This window comes from Cellulomonas denverensis (assembly GCF_012396125.1).
Lineage (GTDB): Bacteria > Actinomycetota > Actinomycetes > Actinomycetales > Cellulomonadaceae > Cellulomonas > Cellulomonas denverensis.
The window spans coordinates 67,428-83,978 of the sequence record NZ_JAAXOX010000006.1 but is presented as its reverse complement, the minus strand read 5'-3'; the positions used below and the strand labels follow the sequence as shown (position 1 = coordinate 83,978).

The following is a 16,551-nucleotide window of genomic DNA, read 5'->3' as shown; positions in this document are numbered from 1 at the left end:
GTCAGTCCGCCTTTCCGGGCTGCTCGGGTGCTGACGGGGGATCGTCGGTGCGGACGGTGGGGGTGGGCAGCCACACGTGCCCGTCGCCGAAGGCGTCCAGCGGCAGTTCCGCCTCGGACCGGCGGGCGGCCGAGCGGCGGACCGCGGTCAGCCCGGCGTGGGCGGCGACCCCGGCGACGGTGGCCCCGACCAGTCCCCAGCCGACCTTCTCCGCGGTGGCCTCGATGCCCACCCCGGTCACGTTCGGCAGCGCCTGGTAAAACGGCGTGAACTGGTCGAAGAAGTTCTTCTCGGTGCAGCCGATGCACGGGTGACCGGCGCCGATCGGCCAGGAGGTGCCCAAGTTCCACTGCAGGATCGGGCAGGCGGCGAAGGTGCTCGGGCCCTTGCAGCCGACGTCGTACAGGCACCAGCCGTTGTGGGCGCCCTCGTCGTCGAAGGTCCGGACGAACTGCCCGGCGTCGTAGTGCGCGCGCCGGGGGCAGGAGTCGTGGATCCGCTGCTCGTAGGCGAACAGCGGGCGGCCCTGGGCGTCGGTCCGGGGTGCCGAGCCGTGGGTGAGCAGGTAGGCCAGGGTCGCGGTGATCACCTCGCCGATCGGCGGGCAGCCGGCCACGTTGATCACCTGCCGGTCGGTGAGGATCTCCTCGACGCCGACCGCTCCGGTGGGGTTCGGGCGGGAGGCCTGGACCGAGCCCCAGACCGCGCAGGCGCCGACCGCCAGGATCGTGGTGGCGTTCTCCGCCGACTCGCGCAGCACCTGTTCGGCCGACTTCCCGCCGATGGTGCAGTACGCGCCGCCGGCACCCAACGGGATCGAGCCGTTCACCACCAGGATGTGCGGTTCGGCGTTGGCCTCCTCCAGCGCCAGGTCGGCGGCGTGGCCGGAGGGCGCCATCAGCAGCTCGTTGTAGTTCATCGAGAGCAGGTTCAGCACCGCCTCCTCGACGGTGGTGTCACCCGAGCGGAGCGTGCTCTCGATGCAGCCGGTGCACTCCTGCAGTTGCAGCCACACCACCACGGGCTTGGTGAGCGCGGACAGCTCGTCGGCGATCTCCTCGGCGGTGACGGCGGCGGCGGAGCCGGACCGGGCGGCCTCCAGAGTGAAGGCGGCGGCCAGCGTGCCGCAGAACGCCAGGAAGTCGCGGCGTGAGACCCCCGCCCGCTCGAGGTTCTCCCCGAGCGTCGGTGCCTGCCACTGGGACAGCTCTCCGGGCATCGATCTGGACCTTCCTCGGCACGACGGCCGGTCCTCGCATCCATCGGGTCTGCGGCCACCTGGAAGGAAGGGCGAGGACGATCAGGGTCGCCGCGCGCCGGTGCGCGGTGACTGCTTCCCGGGACGTTAGTCCTGACGAATCGGCGGATCTGTGACTTTGGTCCCAGGCGAACGCGCCTGTGGGCAGGGAACGTCGGCACGGGCAACGGTGCCGACCAGGAGAGGAGTGCCGGGTGCACGAGGTCTCCCTGTGCCGCCAGGTCGCGCGCACCGTCACCCGCGCCACCGGCACCCGGCGCGTGGTCGCCGTGCACCTGGACGTGGGCCAGGCCCGCCAGGTCGTGCCCGAGGCGATGCAGCACGCCTGGGGCTTCGTGGTCCGCGGCACCACGCTGTCCGGCGCCACGCTGCACCTGCGCACCGTGCCCGCCGTGCTGCACTGCGCGGACTGCGGCGCCCACCGCACGCTGGACCGCAGCTTCGGCTTCGCCTGCACCGACTGCCGCTCCACCCGGACCCGGTTGATCTCCGGTGAGGAGTTCGTGCTCACCGCGGTCGACGTCGACCCCTGACCCCACCCGCCCGAGAGGACCGCCCATGGGACGCTTCCACCGCCACGACGACGGCACCGAGCACAGCCACGACCACCCGCACGAGCACGACCACTCGCACGACCATGACCACCCGCACGGCCAGGCCACCGCCTTGCAGGGCCCGGAGCAGCTGGCCGAGCTGATCGGCGACCACTCCGCCTACCGCACCGGCCGCGAGCGGATCGAGATCCTGGAGGACATCTACGCCGAGAACGACCAGCTCGCCGCCGCCAACCGGGCCGCCCTGGACGCCGCCGGGGTGCACGCGATCAACCTGATGAGCTCCCCCGGGTCCGGCAAGACCGCGATCCTGGTCCGGACCCTGGCGGCGTTGCGCGGCGAACTGCGGGTCGGCGTGATCGAGGGCGACATCGAGACCCCGCTGGACGCCGAGCGGCTGTCCGGGCTGGGCGCGCAGATCTCGCTGCTGAACACCGGCGACGGCTTCGGCGGGGAGTGCCATCTGGACGCTCCGATGGTCGCGCGGGCGCTGGCCGGGCTGGACCTGTCCACCCTGGACCTGCTGCTGATCGAGAACGTCGGCAACCTGGTGTGCCCGGCCGAGTTCGAGGTCGGCGAACACCGCAAGGCGATGGTCTGGTCGATCACCGAGGGCGAGGACAAGCCGCTGAAGTACCCGGTGATGTTCCGTTCGGCCGGGGCGGTGCTGGTGAACAAGATGGACCTGGCGCCCCACCTGGACGTCGACCTGGACCTGTTCCGGCGCAACCTGGCCGCGGTGAACCCGGACGCGACGGTGATCGAGGTCTCCGCGCGCACCGGGGACGGGATGGACGCCTGGCTGGACTGGGTGCGCCGGCGCTGAGGGTCAGGCGCCGTGCCGTGCTGCGAGCGCCTGTCCGGTGAGCGAGTCCGGGCAGGCGATCAGCTCGGCCGGCGGCCCGGCGAACACGATCCGGCCGCCCTCCACCCCGGCGCCCGGGCCGAGGTCGATCACGTGATCGGCCCGGGAGATGACGTCCAGGTTGTGCTCGATCACGATCACCGTCGACCCGGCGTCCACGAACCGGTCCAGCAGGGCGATCAGCCGGTCGACGTCGGCCATGTGCAGGCCGGAGGTCGGCTCGTCCAGCACGTAGACGTCGGCCGGTGACCCGAGCTCGATCGCCAGCTTCAGCCGCTGCCGCTCACCGCCGGACAGCGTGGACAGCGGCTGGCCGAGGGTGAGGTAGCCGATGCCGACGTCGTCCAGGGCGGTGAGCATCGCGGCGATCGGCTTCTCGGTGAAGAACTCCTTCGCCTCGACCACCGGCAGTTCCAGCACGTCGGCGATCGACTTGCCGCGCAGGGTCAGGTCCAGCACCTCCTGGGTGAACCGGCGCCCGCCGCAGGTCTCGCACGGGGTCTTCACCGACTCGAAGGTGCCCAGCTCGGTGTAGATCACGCCCAGTCCGCCACAGGCCGGGCAGGCGCCCTCCGAGTTGGCGCTGAACAGGGCGGGCTTGACCCCGTTGGCCTTGGCGAACGCCTTGCGGATGTGGTCGAGCATGCCGGTGTAGGTGGCCGCGTTGGACCGGCGCGACCCGCGGGTGGTGGCCTGGTCGACGACCACGGCGTCCGGGTGCTGCTGCGGCAGGACGCCCCGGATCAGCGAGCTCTTGCCGGAGCCCGCCACCCCGGTGACCGCGACCAGCACGCCGGTGGGGATGTCGGCGTCGACGTCGCGCAGGTTGTGCCGGGTGGCATGCCGCAGCGGGATCGACCCGGTGGCCGGCCGGGGGTCGGTCTTGAGCGGCTGGTGCCGGCTGAGGTGGTCGCCGGTGAGCGTGCCGGAGGACCGCAGCCCGGCCACGTCGCCCTGGTAGACCACCCGGCCGCCCGCCCCACCGGCACCGGGGCCGACGTCGACCACCTCGTCGGCGATCGCGATCACCTCCGGCTTGTGCTCGACCACCAGCACGGTGTTCCCCTTGGCGCACAGGGCGGTCAGCAGCTCGTTCATCCGGTGCACGTCGTGCGGGTGCAGGCCGGTGGACGGCTCGTCGAAGACATAGGTCACGTCGGTCAGCGCGGAACCGAGGTGCCGGACCATCCGCACCCGCTGCGACTCGCCGCCGGACAGGCTGGTGCTCTCCCGCGCCAGGCTCAGGTAGCCCAGCCCGATCCGGACCAGGTCGTCCAGCCGGTCGGCCAACCCATCCAGCAGCGGGCGGACCGCCGGGGCGTCCAGGCCGCGGATCCAGCCCGCCAGCTCGCTGACCTGCATCGTGGTGCAGTCGTGGATCGACTTCCCGGCCAGCCGGCTGCCGCGGGCGGCGGCGTTGACCCGCGCTCCCCCGCACTCCGGGCAGGTGCCGCGGGTGGAGATCCGCTCGACCGCGGTCCGGATGTGGCCCTGCAACTGGTCGAGGTTCTTGCTCAGCGCGGACCGGCGCAGCTTGGGGATCAGGCCCTCGTAGGACATCGAGATGCCGCCGACGTCGACCTTCACCGGCTTGGACTTCTTGCCCTCCGGCTGGTCCGGGCCGTACAGCAGGAGCTTGCGCTGCTCGGCGGTGAAGTCGCGGGTCGGCACGTCCAGCGGGAACCAGCCGGTGTCGGCGAAGGCCTTCCAGTACCAGCCGCCGACCTGGTAGTTCGGGAAGTCGATGGCGCCGTCGTTCAGGCTCAGCTCGGGGTGCAGCAGGGCGTCCTCGTCGATCGCCGCCACGCTGCCCGCCCCCTCACAGGCCGGACACCAGCCGCGCGGGTCGTTGAAGGAGAAGGCGGTGGGCGTGCCGAGTGCCGGCTCCGCGGCCCGGGCCCAGATCCGGCGCAGCATCGTGTACGCGTCCGTCGCCGTGCCCACCGTGGACCGGATGTTGCCGCCCATCGGCTCCTGGTCGACCACGATCGAGGCGGTCAGCCCGGTGATCGAGTCGGCGTCGGGCTGGGCGGACTGCGGCAGGAAGTTCTGCACGAACGCGCTGTGCGTCTCGTTCAGCAGTCGCTGCGACTCCGCGGCGATGGTGTCGAAGGCCAGGGAGGACTTCCCGGAGCCGGAGACGCCGGTGAACACGGTCAGACGGCGCTTGGGGATCTCCAGGTCCACGTCCTGCAGATTGTTCTCCCGGGCACCACGGATGACGATCGATTCGGACATGGTGGGCTCCTCGGCGGGGACGTGGGGGTCGGCACGGAAGCGGCGGAAAGAGGGTCGCACAGCATACCGACACTCACCCCAGGTCCGGCCCGCCCCCGCCCAGCAGCTCGGCGACCACCGTGCGCTGCGCCCACCGTGCCCACGCCAGCCGGGTCCACCCCGCCCGCAGCACCAGCGCCTGCCACGACTCCGGGCCGAGCACCAGGTGCAGCACATCGGTGGCCTGCTCCGGGGTGGTCACCTGGGACAGCGCCGGGCCGAGCGAGTCGATCAGCGCCCGGTGCAGCTCGCGGCGCCGGTCGTCCTCGGCGGCACAGATCGAGGTCAGCTCCGGGTCGCCCTGCGCCTGGGCCCGCAGCAACTGGGTCAGCTCCGCGCCCGCGGCCAGCAGGTCCGCGCAGCCCCGCACGTGCAGGAACAGCCGCCGGTTCAGATCGGGTTCGGCCCGCGCGCCCTGCGCCCAGGCCAGCAGGCTCAACGGCCGGTGCCCGGTGCGGCGGTCCATCCCGTCCACCGCCTGGTCCAGCGCCCCCACCAGCAGCGCCGCCTTGGTCGGGAAGTGGTAGTACACCGTCTGCACCCCCACCCCCGCCCGGTCGGCCACGGCGGTCACGCTGGTGCCGTCGAACCCCCGGTCCAGGAACAGCGGGGCGGCCGCGGTGGCGATCACCCGCCGGGTCCGGGCGGCCCGGCGCGCACGGCCGTCCGGCAGCACCTCGATGGAGAGGGCGGGGTCGTGGTGGCTCACGGGGGTGATGGTAGTGCGACTACAGAAACCGTCGGCGTGTCGGCGCGAGGTCAGGGTGTCGTCGCGGGGCGATCCGGGGTTGTGGGAGTGGGACTACAGGAACTTGGGAGGGTGGGGACGGGGGCTGAAACCCGTACGAGCACGGGGCGCGGGCGGGATCGTTGTGGGAGAAGGGGGAGACCGGGGTGCGCCGGTCCGGCGTCGCTGTGCGGCGTCGAGGGCGCGGGGCCCGGGGCTAGTGTGCGGCGTCGAGTGCCCTGCGCCCGGGGCCGCTGTGCGACATCGACAGCGCTGCATCCGGGGCCTGCGCAATTGTGTAGTGCGACTACGGAAACCCCGGATCGGCGCGCTCACACACCCCTATGGAGGCGCGGCCGGCGCGCGCTGCGCCGCGTGCCGGCCGCTGGGTGCGACGGCGGCGTACGCGATGGTGAGCGCTCGGCGGCGGTGGCACCGGATGCGGGCGCGAGTAGTGGCGGTCGCCGGCGACCTCGCTCGCAGGGCCTGGCGGCGTTGCGGTCGACAGCGCGACGGAGCCCCCGGTCGCGGGGGGGCGGCCGGGGGCTCCGTGGGGCGGGTGGGTCAGCTGCCGAGGGCGTCCTCGATCAGGGGGACCAGGTTCTCCAGCGCGTAGGTCTGGGCGCCGATGGTGCCCAGGGAGTAGGCGGAGGACAGGTCGCCGTCGATGACCACCGCGCGGCCGTCGGCGACCGCGGGGATGGCCTGCCACTGCGGGTCGTCGGTGATCTCGGCGGTGTCGATGTAGATCGGGAACGCCACGATCAGGTCGGCGTCCAGCAGATCGAGCTGCTCGGCGGAGATGTCGACGCTGAAGCCGGAGGAGGACACCGGCAGGTCGGCGATGGTCGGGGACTGCACGAAGCCGAGGTTCTCCAGGAAGTCGACCCGGTCACCGCCCTCGATGTACGCACCCCAGCCCTCGGAGGTGCGGGTGGCGGCGGCGATCGTCTTGCCCGCCCAGTCCGGGTGCTCGTCGCGGGCGGCGGTGAAGGCGTCCTCGAGCTGGGTCTGCAGCTCCTCACCCTTCTCCGGCACGCCGAGCGCGGCGGAGATCAGCTCCAGTTGCTGCTGGCCGGTGGTGAGGTACGAGTCGCCGCCCTCGGGGACGCCGACGGTGGTGGCGATCTCGGACAGCCGGTCGTACCGGTCCTGGTCGCCGGAGGACTTCACGTCCAGGATCAGGTCCGGCTCCAGCGCGGCGATCGCCTCGTAGGACGGCTCCAGGGTGTCGATGATCTCCGGCGACTCGTCGTAGAGACCCTCGGCCCACGGGCCGACCCCGTCGCCACCGAAGGCCAGCCAGTCCGAGGCCCCGACCGGCTGGTAGCCCAGCGAGAGCGCGGTCTCGGCGTCGCCCCAGCCCAGCGCCACGATCCGCTCCGGCCGCGACTCGATGGTGACCTCACCGAACTTGGTGTCGACGGTGGCCGGGAAGGCGCCCTCTGCCGAGGCGGAGGCGCCGGTGCCGGCGGTACTCTCGCCGGAGTCCGCGGAGTCGTCGGTGCTCGAGCATGCGCTGAGCGCGAGGACGGCGACCGCGGCCAGACCGGCGGCGACACGCATGGACTTCATCGCAAGGCCTTTCGTGAAGGGTGCCCGTCGGTGCATGCGAACAGCGTCACAATCGGGCTGATGCGTGGAAGGGTAGCCTAACCTCATGACGAGCGGGAACCCCGGGTGACGGCCGTCGCTGCCCGGACCCTCGCGACCACGTACTCCCCGGGGCGGCGCCGCACCGCGCTGATCGTGCTGCTGATCCTGCTGGTCGCCGCGATCGCACTGAGCCTGGCCGTCGGGTCCCGGCCGGTGAACCTGGGCACGGTGTGGGGTGCGCTGACCGGCCAGGACGTGCCGGCGGCGGACCGGGCGGCCGTGGTGGGCCTGCGACTGCCGCGGACCGTGCTCGGCCTGCTGGTCGGCGCCGGACTCGCGGTGGCCGGTGGCCTGATGCAGGCGGTGACCCGCAACCCGCTCGCCGACCCGGGCATCCTCGGAGTGACCAGCGGTGCGGCCTTCGCGGTGGCGATGGGCGTGGTGCTGCTGGGCGTGACCCGGCCGAGCGGCTACGTCTGGTTCGCCTTCGCCGGGGCGCTGGCCGCGACGCTCGCGGTGTACCTGATCGGCTCGGCCGGACGGTCGAATGCCAGTCCGGTGCAGCTCACGCTCGCCGGGGTGGCGATCAGCGCGGTGCTGACCGGGATCGTGGGGGCGCTGCGGCTGGCCGACCAGGAGCGGTTCGCGGTGCTGCTGACCTGGGAGTCCGGGTCGTTCCAGGCCCGCGGCTGGTCGGTGATCGTCCCGGTGCTGCCCTTCGTGCTGATCGGCCTGTTGCTGGCCGGGCTCGTCGCCGGGGCGCTGAACACCCTCGGGCTGGGCGAGGACCTGGCGACGGCGCTGGGCGCGTCGGTGACCCGGACCCGGGTGCTGGCGATCGTCGCGATCACGCTGCTGGCCGGGGGCGCGACCGCGATGGCCGGGCCGATCACGCTGGTCGGGCTGATGGTGCCGCACATCGTGCGCTGGCTGGTCGGACCGGATCAGCGCTGGATCCTCGGGCTGTCCGCGGTGGCCGGGCCGGTGCTGGTGCTGCTCGCCGACGTCGCCGCCCGGGTGCTGCTCTGGCCGGGCGAGCTGCCGGTCGGCGTGGTGACCGCGTTCGTCGGGGCGCCGGTGCTGATCGGGCTGGTCCGGCGGCGGAAGGCGAGCGGACTGTGACCGCCCACCGCCGGCGCGCCGGAGTCGTGCTGATCGCGCTCACCGTGGCGGTGCTGGTGCTGGCGGTGGTCGCCCTCGGCCTGGGCGACTACCCACTCAGCGTGCCGGAGGTGGTGCGCGCACTGGTGAGTGACCAGGGCTTCGCCAGCACGATCGTGACCCAGTGGCGGCTGCCCCGGGTGCTGGTCGGACTGGCGTTCGGCGCGGCGCTCGGGGTCTCCGGGGCGCTGTTCCAGTCGCTGACCCGCAACCCGCTCGGCTCGCCGGACGTGATCGGCTTCTCCACCGGCTCGTACACCGGCGTCCTGATCGTCAGCACCGTGCTCGGCACCGGCACCCTCGGGGTGTCCGCCGGGGCGCTGATCGCCGGGCTGGCGACCGCCCTGGTGGTGTACCTGCTGGCTTACCGGGACGGGGTGCAGGGCTTCCGGCTGATCGTGGTCGGCATCGGCGTGACCGGGATGCTGCACGGGGTGAACGTGTGGCTGCTGCTGCGGGCCAAGACCGAGGTGGCGATGGCCGCGTCGATCTGGGGCGCCGGGTCGATCTCGCTGACCGGCTGGTCGCAGGCGGTGCCGGCGTTCGTGGTGCTGGCCGTGCTGACCCCGCTGGTCTGCCTGGTCAGCCGCCCGTTGCGGCAGCTGGAGCTCGGCGACGACGCCGCGGGGGCGCACGGGGTCCGGGTGGAACTCGCCCGGCTGGCGGTGGTGGTGCTCGGCGTGGCGCTGATCGCGACCGTCACCGCCACCGCCGGGCCGATCGCCTTCGTCGCGCTGTCCGCGCCACAGATCGCCCGCCGCCTGACCGGGTCGCCGGGCCTGCCGCTGACCGCCTCGGCGCTGACCGGTGGGTTGCTGCTGCTCGGCGCCGACCAGATCGCGCAACATGTGCTGCCCACCGCGATGCCGGTGGGCGTGGTGACCGTGGTGCTCGGCGGGATCTACCTGCTGGCCCTGATCGTGCAGGAGGCACGCCGCCGATGGTGAACGACCGAGCGGGACGACTGCGCGCCGACCGGGTGACCCTCGGCTACGACCGCAGGACCGTGTCCACCGACCTGAGCCTGGACATCCCGGACGACTCCTTCACGGTGATCGTCGGGCCGAACGCCTGCGGCAAGTCGACCCTGCTGCGCTCGCTGGCCCGGCTGCTCAAGCCCAGCACCGGCCAGGTGGTGCTGGACGGCGAATCGATCCAGCGGATGCCGACCAAGGAGGTCGCCCGCCGGGTGGGTCTGCTGCCCCAGACCGCGCTCGCCCCGGAGGGCATCACGGTCGCCGACCTGGTCGCCCGCGGCCGGTACCCGCACCAGAACCTGTTCCGGCAGCCGAGCGCGGCCGACCGGCGCGCAGTGGCCGACGCGATGACCGCGACCCGGATCGCCGACCTCGCCGAGGTGCCGGTGGACGAGCTCTCCGGCGGTCAGCGCCAGCGGGTCTGGGTGGCGATGGCGCTGGCCCAGCAGACCGGCATCCTGCTGCTGGACGAGCCGACCACGTTCCTGGACATCGCGCACCAGATCGAGCTGATGGACCTGTTCGCCCGGCTGCACCACGACGGCGCCACGCTGGTCGCCGTGCTGCACGACCTGAACCACGCCGCGCGGTACGCGACCCACCTGGTCGTGATGAAGGACGGCGCAGTGGTCGCCCAGGGCCGGCCGGCCGAGGTGGTCACCGCCGAGCTGGTCGAGCGGGTGTTCGGGCTGCCGTGCCTGGTGGTGCCCGACCCGCTGGCCGGGACGCCGATGGTGATCCCCCGTGGGGCCGCACACCCGGCGGCCGACCAGGCCTGAGCCGGGGTCAGGCACCGGTGGCGAGTAGGACGAGCAGGACCACGTTCAGCGCGACCACCAGCCCGACAACCAGGATCAGCACCCCCTGCAACCCGCGGCCGTTGACGTGCTCGCCCATCAGCCGGCGATCGGAGTTCAGCCGGACCAGCGGGATCGCGGCGAACGGGATGCCGAAGCTGAGCACCACCTGGCTGACCACCAGGGTCCAGGTCGGGTCCGCGCCGAGGCCGAGCAGCAGCAGGGCCGGCACCAGGGTGATCGCCCGGCGGACCAGCAGCGGGATCCGGCGGTGGATCAGCCCCTCCATCACCGCGGCACCGGCGTAGCAACCGACCGAGGTGGAGGCCAGGCCGGAGGCGAGCAGCCCGATCGCGAACACCAGGCCGACCCCGCCGCCGAGCGCACTGCTGATCGCGGCGTGCGCGCCCTCGATGGTGTCGGTGCCCTCGACGCCGCGCAGGTTGGCCGCGGCGACCAGCAGCAGGCCGATGTTGACCGCGCCGGCGACCACCAGGGCGGTCACCACGTCCCAGCGGGTGGCGCGCAGCAGGCGGTGCCGGGCCGGGGCGTCGGCGGTGCTGCCGAACCGGTCCCGGCTCAGCGCGGAGTGCACGTAGATCGCGTGCGGCATCACGGTCGCGCCGAGCATGGAGGCGGCCAGCACCACCGAGTCGGTGCCGGCGAACCGCGGCGCCAGCCCGGCCAGCATCTCGGACGGGTCCGGCGGTCCGACCACCAGCCCGCACAGGAAGCCGATCACGATCACCAGCAGCAGCGCGGCGACCACGGCTTCGAACCGGCGCTGCCCGTACCGGTCCTGGGTGGCGAGCAGCAGCATCGACACCACGCCGACGATCGCTCCGCCCCAGACCAGTGGCAGCCCGAACAGCAGGTGCAGCGCGATCGCCCCGCCGACCACCTCGGCCAGGTCGGTGGCGGCGGCGACCACCTCGCCCTGCGCCCAGAAGGCCAGCCGGGGGCCGCGGCGCATCCGGCGGCCGAGCACCCCGGGCAGCGACTCCCCGGTGACCACGCCGAGCTTGGCCGACTGGTACTGCACCAGCACCGCCATCGCGTTGGCCGCGACCAGCACCCAGAGCAGCAGGTAGCCGTAGCGGGCACCGGCGGTGAGGTTGGCCGCGACGTTGCCCGGGTCGACGTAGGCGATGGCGGCGACGAAGGCGGGCCCGAACAGCGCGACCAGCCGGGGCCGGCGCGCGGGGGTGTGCGCGGCCGGCGCCGTAGTGACCTCGGTGGCCACCGGCGTCCTACGTGTCACCGTACCTCCTAGTTCGGATGTCCGAACTTAGAGTAACGGCGAGCCGTGCGAGTGCAATCAGGCAGCGAGTTGCCTGCGCCACACCCCGTCCGTGCGGGTGAATCCGACCCGGTCGAGGTAGTCGTCGAGCGCCCTCCCGGCCGGGGTCACGGTCAGTTCCCGCAGCCCGGTCCCGGCCAGCGCACCACTGCGGCGGTAGACGAACTCCCCCGGCGCGAAGTCGCGGAACCGCGGTGTCACGTAATCGAGCAGCACCTCACCGACCCCGTCGCCGGAGTCCCGCAGCACCACCATCCCGACGGTCTCGTCCCCGCGCAGCACCAGGTACGCCCAGCGCGCGTCCTCGTCGGCCGTGTAGCCGGGGTAGAACCGGGCGATGTCCTCGGCGTGCACCGCCACCACGTGCCGCAGGTACGCCTCGTCCGGCCCGACCTCCACCACCCGGTAGGCGTCGGCGTCGTGACGCTCGCGCAGCAGGCGCCAGATCCAGTAGAGGTCGATCACCGCGATCACGCCGTTCATCGCGGCGAAGGGCCAGATGCCGACCCAGGCGTTGTACCCGGTCGCGATCGCGGAACCGACCAGGTTGAGCACGCGGAACCGGAGCACCCGGGCCTGCATGAGGGACACGACGACCAGGACCGATCCGGCCCATCCGATGATCTCCAGCAGCGGCATGGCGAGACGGTAGCGGGTGGGCGCAAGGGCGACCGGGCCCGATCGGGTGGTTCAGCGGGTCAGCACCGCCGAGGCGTGCGGGTCGACCCGCAGCCAGACCCGCTCGCCTGGGCCCGGCACCCGGTCCGGTCCGGGGCGGGCGGCCACCGGGGCGAGGGGGGCGCCGTCCAGCCCGGAGGCGCCCGCCCGCGGGTCCAGTTCGGCCAGCACCTCGGGCCGGCCGCGGCGGGTGCGCCGGCCGGTGACGACCGCGGCGACCAGGTCGCCGCAGCGCGCCTGGTGGTCCGCCGGCAGGTCACCGTCCTGCACCGACCAGCCGCCCTCGGCGACCACCCGGGTGCCCTCCGGCCCGGGCAGCGCGGTGCGGTAGCCGAGGAACCGGGCGACCGCGGCGTCGGCCGGGGCGGCCCAGAGCTGTTCCGGGCTGCCGGACTGGACCAGCCGGCCGGCCGACATCACCGCCACCCGGTCGGCGACGGTGGCGGCCTCGTCCTGGTCGTGGGTGACGAACAGCGCGGTGGTGCCGGTGGCGACCAGCACCGCCCGCAGGTCGTCGGCCAGGCGCTCGCGCAGATCGCGGTCCAGGGCGGACAGCGGCTCGTCCAGCAGCAGCAGCCGCGGCCGGGGCGCCAGCGACCGGGCCAGGGCGACCCGCTGCCGCTCGCCGCCGGACAGGGTGCCCACCGGCCGGTCGCCGTAGCCCGGCAGCCCGACCAGCTCCAGCAGCTCGGCGACCCGGGCGCGGGAGTCCCCGGCGCCGCGCAGCCCGTAGGCGACGTTGCCCGCGACCGTGCGGTGGCCGAACAGCTGACCGTCCTGGAACACCAGTCCGAAGCCCCGCCGGTGGGTCGGCACCCCGGCCAGGTCCTCGCCGCGCCAGGCGATCGACCCGGCGGCGACCGGTTCCAGGCCGGCGACCGCGCGCAGCAGCGACGACTTCCCGCAGCCGGAGGGGCCGAGCAGCGCCAGCACCCCGCCCGGCGCCAGCTCCAGGTCCACCCCGTCCACCGCGGTCACCGGCGGGCGGCCCGGGTAGCGGACCACCAGTCCGTGCAGGCTCAGCCCCGCATCCGTCACAGTTCACCTCCGACACCGGGCGCCCGCAGCCGTTCCGCGAGCGCCATCACCCCCGCGGTCGCCACCGCGAGCACCACACTGGCGGCCAGCGCCATCCCGTACCGGTCGGCACCGGGCAGCCCGATCAGCCGGAAGATCACCACCGGCAGCGTCGGCCGGTCCGGCCGGGCCAGGAAGCTGGTCGCCCCGAACTCCCCCAGCGACACCGCGAACGCGAAGCCGACCGCCAGGCCGAGCGAGCGGAGCACCACCGGCAGGTCGATGGTCGCCAGCACCCGCCCGGGTCCGGCGCCCAGGGTGGCCGCCGCCTCGCGCAGCCGGGGGTCGATCGCCCGCAGCACCGGCAGCACGGTCCGCACCACCAGCGGGATCGCCACCACCGCCTGGGCGATCGGCACCAGGATGCCGCTGGTGCGCAGATCGGTCGTGATCCCGAACGGGTGCGCCATCACCAGCAGGAACCCGAAGCCGACCGTCACGGCGGACACCCCGAGCGGGAGCATGAACGCCCCGTCCAGCACCGCCACCGCCCGGCGCAGCACCGGCTGTCGCGGCCGGCGGGACACCACCAGTGCGACCAGCGAGCCGACCACCACCGCCAGCACGGTCGCGTCCACCGCCACCCGCAGCGAGTTGGCCAGCGCCTGCCACACGGTGACGGTCAGCGCGGAGTCGCCGCCGGTGGTCGCCAGCGCCCGGTAGTGGTCGAGCCCCCAGCCGTCACCGACCCGGAGCGACCCGGTGACCAACGCGATCAGCGGCATCGCGAGCAGCACCAGGGTGACCGCGGTGATCGCCGTCGGCAGCGGGTGCGGACGACCGCCCGGCACCGGCGCGTCCACCAGGGCCAGCGCCCGCTCCCGGCGGCTGCGCGCCCGCCCGGCCACCGTCAGCGCGGCGACCACCACCACGATCTGCACCACGGACAGCACCGCCGCCGCCCGCAGGTCGAGGAACTGGGTGGTCTGGATCCAGATCTCGGTCTCCACGGTGCCGAACCGCAGTCCGCCGAGCACCAGCACGGTGCCGAACGCGGTGGCGCAGAACAGGAACACCAGTGAGGCGGCGGACACGATCGCCGGGGTCAGGGCCGGCAGGGTGACGGTCCGGAACGCCCGCGCCGGGGAGGCGCCCAGCGATCGGGCCGCCTGCTCCGGGCGCGGGTCGAGCCGGGACCACAGTCCACCGACCGTGCGCACCACCACGGCGTAGTTGAAGAACACCAGCGCGGCGATGATCGCGGCGAAGCTGCCGTCCAGGCCGAGGAACCCCAGCGGCCCGTTCTCCCGCAGCAACGCCCGGAACGCCACGCCCACCACCACGGTCGGCAGCACGAACGGCACCGTCACGAACGCCCGCAGCACCCCCTGGCCGCGGAACCGGCACCGGTACAGCAGGTAGGCCCCGGGCACGCCGAGCAGCACCGAGATCACCGTCCCGGCGACCCCCTGCGCCAGGGTCAGTCCGATGATCCGCCAGGTCCGCGGCCGCCCGAAGACGTCCGCGAACCCGGACAGGTCCGGCCCGCCGTCCCAGAACCCGCGCCCGACCAGCGACAGCACCGGCCAGGCGAAGAACACCGCCAGGAACGCCAGCGGCACCGCGGCCGCCACGGTCCAGGCGACCGGGGCCAGGCTGCGCCGGGGACGGCGAGCGGCGGAGGTCATCCGACGACGAGCTCCGTCCAGTCGCGGACCCACTGGTCGCGGTTCGCCGAGATCTCCGCCGGGTCGACCGTCCACGGGTCCTCCGGCAGCGGCGCCCACTGCTCCCACGCCTCGGGCAGCGCGGCGGTGCTGGACACCGGGTACATGTACATCGACCCCGGGATGTCCTCCTGCACCGCGTCGGAGAGCAGGAAGTCGATCAGCTGCTGCGCGCCCTCCGGGTTCGCGGCGCCGTGGATCACCCCGGCGTACTCGACCTGGCGGAAGCAGGTGCCGAGCATCGCCGCGGTGGTCGGTCCGGCCGCCTCGTCGGTGACGGTCTCCGGCGGGGAGGAGGCGTAGGACAGCGCGATCGGCCGGGCGCCACCGCCACCACCACCGGAGAAGTCGGAGTAGTAGGCGTCCGACCAGCTCTCGGCGACCTTGAGGCCGTTGTCCTTCAGCGCGGTCCAGTACGCCTGCCAGCCGTCCTCGCCCTTGGCGCCGATGGTGGCCAGCAGGAACGACAGTCCGGGCGAGCTGGTCGCGGCGTTGGTCACCACGGTCAGGTCGCGGTACTCCGGCGCGGTGAGGTCGTCCAGGGTGGTCGGCTCGGCCACGCCGTGGGCGGCGAACCAGGTGGTGTCGATGTTCAGGCACACGTCGCCGAAGTCGACCGCGGTCAGCGATCCGGAGTCGTCCGGGGCGTACTGGGCGGCGTCCTCGGCGGCGGGCACCTCGGAGGTGTACGGGTCGAGCACCCCGGCGTCGATCGCGCGACTGGCGAAGCTGTTGTCGATCCCGTAGACCACGTCGCCGAGCGGGCTGTCCTTGGTCAGGATCAGCTGGTTGACCAGGGCGCCGCCGTCGCCGGGGGCCACCTGCTTCACGGTCAGCCCGGACTCCTGCTCGAACTGCTCGATCAGCCCGTCGCTCAGGTGGAACGAGTCGTGGGTGACCAGGGTGACCGTGCCGGCCGACTCGCTGGCCGACGGCGTCGATCCGCCGGCGACCGAGCAGGCCGTCAGCGCGAACGCGGTCAGGACTGTCAGGGCGATCCCCGCCCCGGGGGTGGTACGCATGGTCCTCCTCGATGGGTACCGAGGGGGCGTCCGGGCACGGATGTGCCAGGACGCAGGAGAGATCTCGACTCCCTACGCCGGTGCTAACCGGATCAGGTGTGAGGGTCTGCGGTCCGTCCGCACTCTCAGCGCCGGTCGGGCCGGCCGGAGCCGACTCGGGGCGCTCCCCTGTCGTTCGCCGCCGACAGTACACCGTGCGCGACCTGCGTCGCCACCCGGGTCCGGCTAGCGTGGGACCCCGCAGCACCGTCACCGACCCAGGAGGTCCGCACCGTGTCCGACCAGGAAGAGAACGAGTCCACGCTCGCCAAGGTCACCGGCCTGATCGTGGCCGGGGCGGTCGCCTGGGCGGCGCAGAAGGCGATCGGCGCCGTCTGGCAGAAGGCGGTCGGGCACAAGCCGCCGCAGCCGGAGGACCCGGGCGACTCCCGGCTGGGCGAGGTGGTGGCCGCCGCGGCGATCACCGGCGCCGTGGTCGCGCTGGCCCGGGTGCTGGCCACCCGCGGCACCGCGAAGTTCAGCAAGCGGGTGAACGACGGGCGGCACCTGCCCGGGAAGAACTGAGCCGGCGGCTCAGCTCTCGTTCGGCACAGCT

The 16,551-nt window shown here is 73.4% G+C and carries 15 protein-coding genes and 1 riboswitch; of the genes, 6 read left to right on the top strand and 9 right to left on the bottom strand.

Annotated features, from left to right (window positions below; genetic code table 11):
- Position 1: 1 nt before the first annotated feature.
- Positions 2 to 1,219 (bottom strand): hydrogenase small subunit, encoded by a 1,218-nt coding sequence (locus HGA03_RS12365; protein WP_168630587.1) that lies wholly within the window; start codon positions 1,217 to 1,219, stop codon positions 2 to 4.
- 233 nt (positions 1,220 to 1,452) lie between these two features.
- On the opposite strand from HGA03_RS12365, the gene HGA03_RS12360 reads away from it, so the two are divergent.
- Positions 1,453 to 1,791 carry a hydrogenase maturation nickel metallochaperone HypA/HybF gene (locus HGA03_RS12360; protein ID WP_168630586.1) on the top strand — a complete coding sequence of 113 codons (339 nt, stop codon included), beginning with the start codon at positions 1,453 to 1,455 and terminating at the stop codon, positions 1,789 to 1,791.
- 25 nt (positions 1,792 to 1,816) lie between these two features.
- On the top strand, positions 1,817 to 2,638 hold the full coding sequence (gene hypB / locus HGA03_RS12355) for a hydrogenase nickel incorporation protein HypB (protein ID WP_168630585.1): 822 nt from the start codon (positions 1,817 to 1,819) through the stop codon (positions 2,636 to 2,638).
- A 3-nt stretch (positions 2,639 to 2,641) separates the two neighbouring features.
- On the opposite strand, the gene HGA03_RS12350 is transcribed toward hypB, so the two are convergent.
- The 3 genes from HGA03_RS12350 to HGA03_RS12340 all read right to left on the bottom strand — a co-directional run bounded on the left by HGA03_RS12350 (position 2,642) and on the right by HGA03_RS12340 (position 7,256).
- Positions 2,642 to 4,915 carry an ATP-binding cassette domain-containing protein gene (locus HGA03_RS12350; protein WP_168630584.1) on the bottom strand — a complete coding sequence of 758 codons (2,274 nt, stop codon included), beginning with the start codon at positions 4,913 to 4,915 and terminating at the stop codon, positions 2,642 to 2,644.
- Between the two features lie 73 nt (positions 4,916 to 4,988).
- Positions 4,989 to 5,663 (bottom strand): TetR/AcrR family transcriptional regulator, encoded by a 675-nt coding sequence (locus HGA03_RS12345; RefSeq protein ID WP_168630583.1) that lies wholly within the window; start codon positions 5,661 to 5,663, stop codon positions 4,989 to 4,991.
- A gap of 582 nt (positions 5,664 to 6,245) precedes the next feature.
- Positions 6,246 to 7,256, bottom strand: a complete 1,011-nt coding sequence (locus tag HGA03_RS12340) for an iron-siderophore ABC transporter substrate-binding protein (protein WP_168630582.1) — start codon at positions 7,254 to 7,256, stop codon at positions 6,246 to 6,248.
- Positions 7,257 to 7,361: 105 nt separating this feature from the next.
- Between HGA03_RS12340 and HGA03_RS12335 the strand changes: the two genes are divergently transcribed.
- Genes HGA03_RS12335 through HGA03_RS12325 form a run of 3 tightly spaced genes read left to right on the top strand, consistent with a single transcriptional unit; the run spans position 7,362 to position 10,194 of the window.
- Entirely contained in the window at positions 7,362 to 8,399 is a 1,038-nt protein-coding gene (locus HGA03_RS12335; protein ID WP_239073525.1) for a FecCD family ABC transporter permease, read from the top strand.
- On the top strand, positions 8,396 to 9,385 hold the full coding sequence (locus tag HGA03_RS12330) for a FecCD family ABC transporter permease (RefSeq protein WP_239073526.1): 990 nt from the start codon (positions 8,396 to 8,398) through the stop codon (positions 9,383 to 9,385). The genes HGA03_RS12335 and HGA03_RS12330 overlap by 4 nt, the downstream gene beginning before the upstream one ends.
- Positions 9,379 to 10,194: an ABC transporter ATP-binding protein gene (locus tag HGA03_RS12325; RefSeq protein WP_168630581.1), complete on the top strand. Its 816-nt coding sequence runs from the start codon at positions 9,379 to 9,381 to the stop codon at positions 10,192 to 10,194. The genes HGA03_RS12330 and HGA03_RS12325 overlap by 7 nt, the downstream gene beginning before the upstream one ends.
- A 7-nt stretch (positions 10,195 to 10,201) precedes the next feature.
- Here HGA03_RS12325 and HGA03_RS12320 read toward each other — a convergent pair whose 3' ends face one another.
- From HGA03_RS12320 to HGA03_RS12300, 5 genes are read right to left on the bottom strand one after another with little or no spacing between them, the layout of a single operon-like run.
- Positions 10,202 to 11,473, bottom strand: a complete 1,272-nt coding sequence (locus HGA03_RS12320) for an Nramp family divalent metal transporter (RefSeq protein ID WP_168630580.1) — start codon at positions 11,471 to 11,473, stop codon at positions 10,202 to 10,204.
- Between the two features lie 57 nt (positions 11,474 to 11,530).
- Positions 11,531 to 12,151, bottom strand: coding sequence for a YgjV family protein (locus HGA03_RS12315; RefSeq protein WP_168630579.1), 621 nt, complete (start codon positions 12,149 to 12,151; stop codon positions 11,531 to 11,533).
- A gap of 51 nt (positions 12,152 to 12,202) precedes the next feature.
- Entirely contained in the window at positions 12,203 to 13,228 is a 1,026-nt protein-coding gene (locus HGA03_RS12310) for an ABC transporter ATP-binding protein (RefSeq protein WP_168630578.1), read from the bottom strand.
- Entirely contained in the window at positions 13,225 to 14,895 is a 1,671-nt protein-coding gene (locus HGA03_RS12305; protein ID WP_168630577.1) for an ABC transporter permease, read from the bottom strand. The genes HGA03_RS12310 and HGA03_RS12305 overlap by 4 nt, the downstream gene beginning before the upstream one ends.
- On the bottom strand, positions 14,892 to 15,956 hold the full coding sequence (locus HGA03_RS12300) for a thiamine ABC transporter substrate-binding protein (RefSeq protein ID WP_168630576.1): 1,065 nt from the start codon (positions 15,954 to 15,956) through the stop codon (positions 14,892 to 14,894). Before HGA03_RS12300 ends, HGA03_RS12305 begins: the two co-directional genes overlap by 4 nt.
- Positions 15,957 to 16,008: 52 nt before the next feature.
- Positions 16,009 to 16,136, bottom strand: a riboswitch (TPP riboswitch).
- Positions 16,137 to 16,229: 93 nt separating this feature from the next.
- Between HGA03_RS12300 and HGA03_RS12295 the strand changes: the two genes are divergently transcribed.
- Positions 16,230 to 16,520 carry a DUF4235 domain-containing protein gene (locus tag HGA03_RS12295; protein ID WP_168630575.1) on the top strand — a complete coding sequence of 97 codons (291 nt, stop codon included), beginning with the start codon at positions 16,230 to 16,232 and terminating at the stop codon, positions 16,518 to 16,520.
- Positions 16,521 to 16,551: the final 31 nt, after the last annotated feature.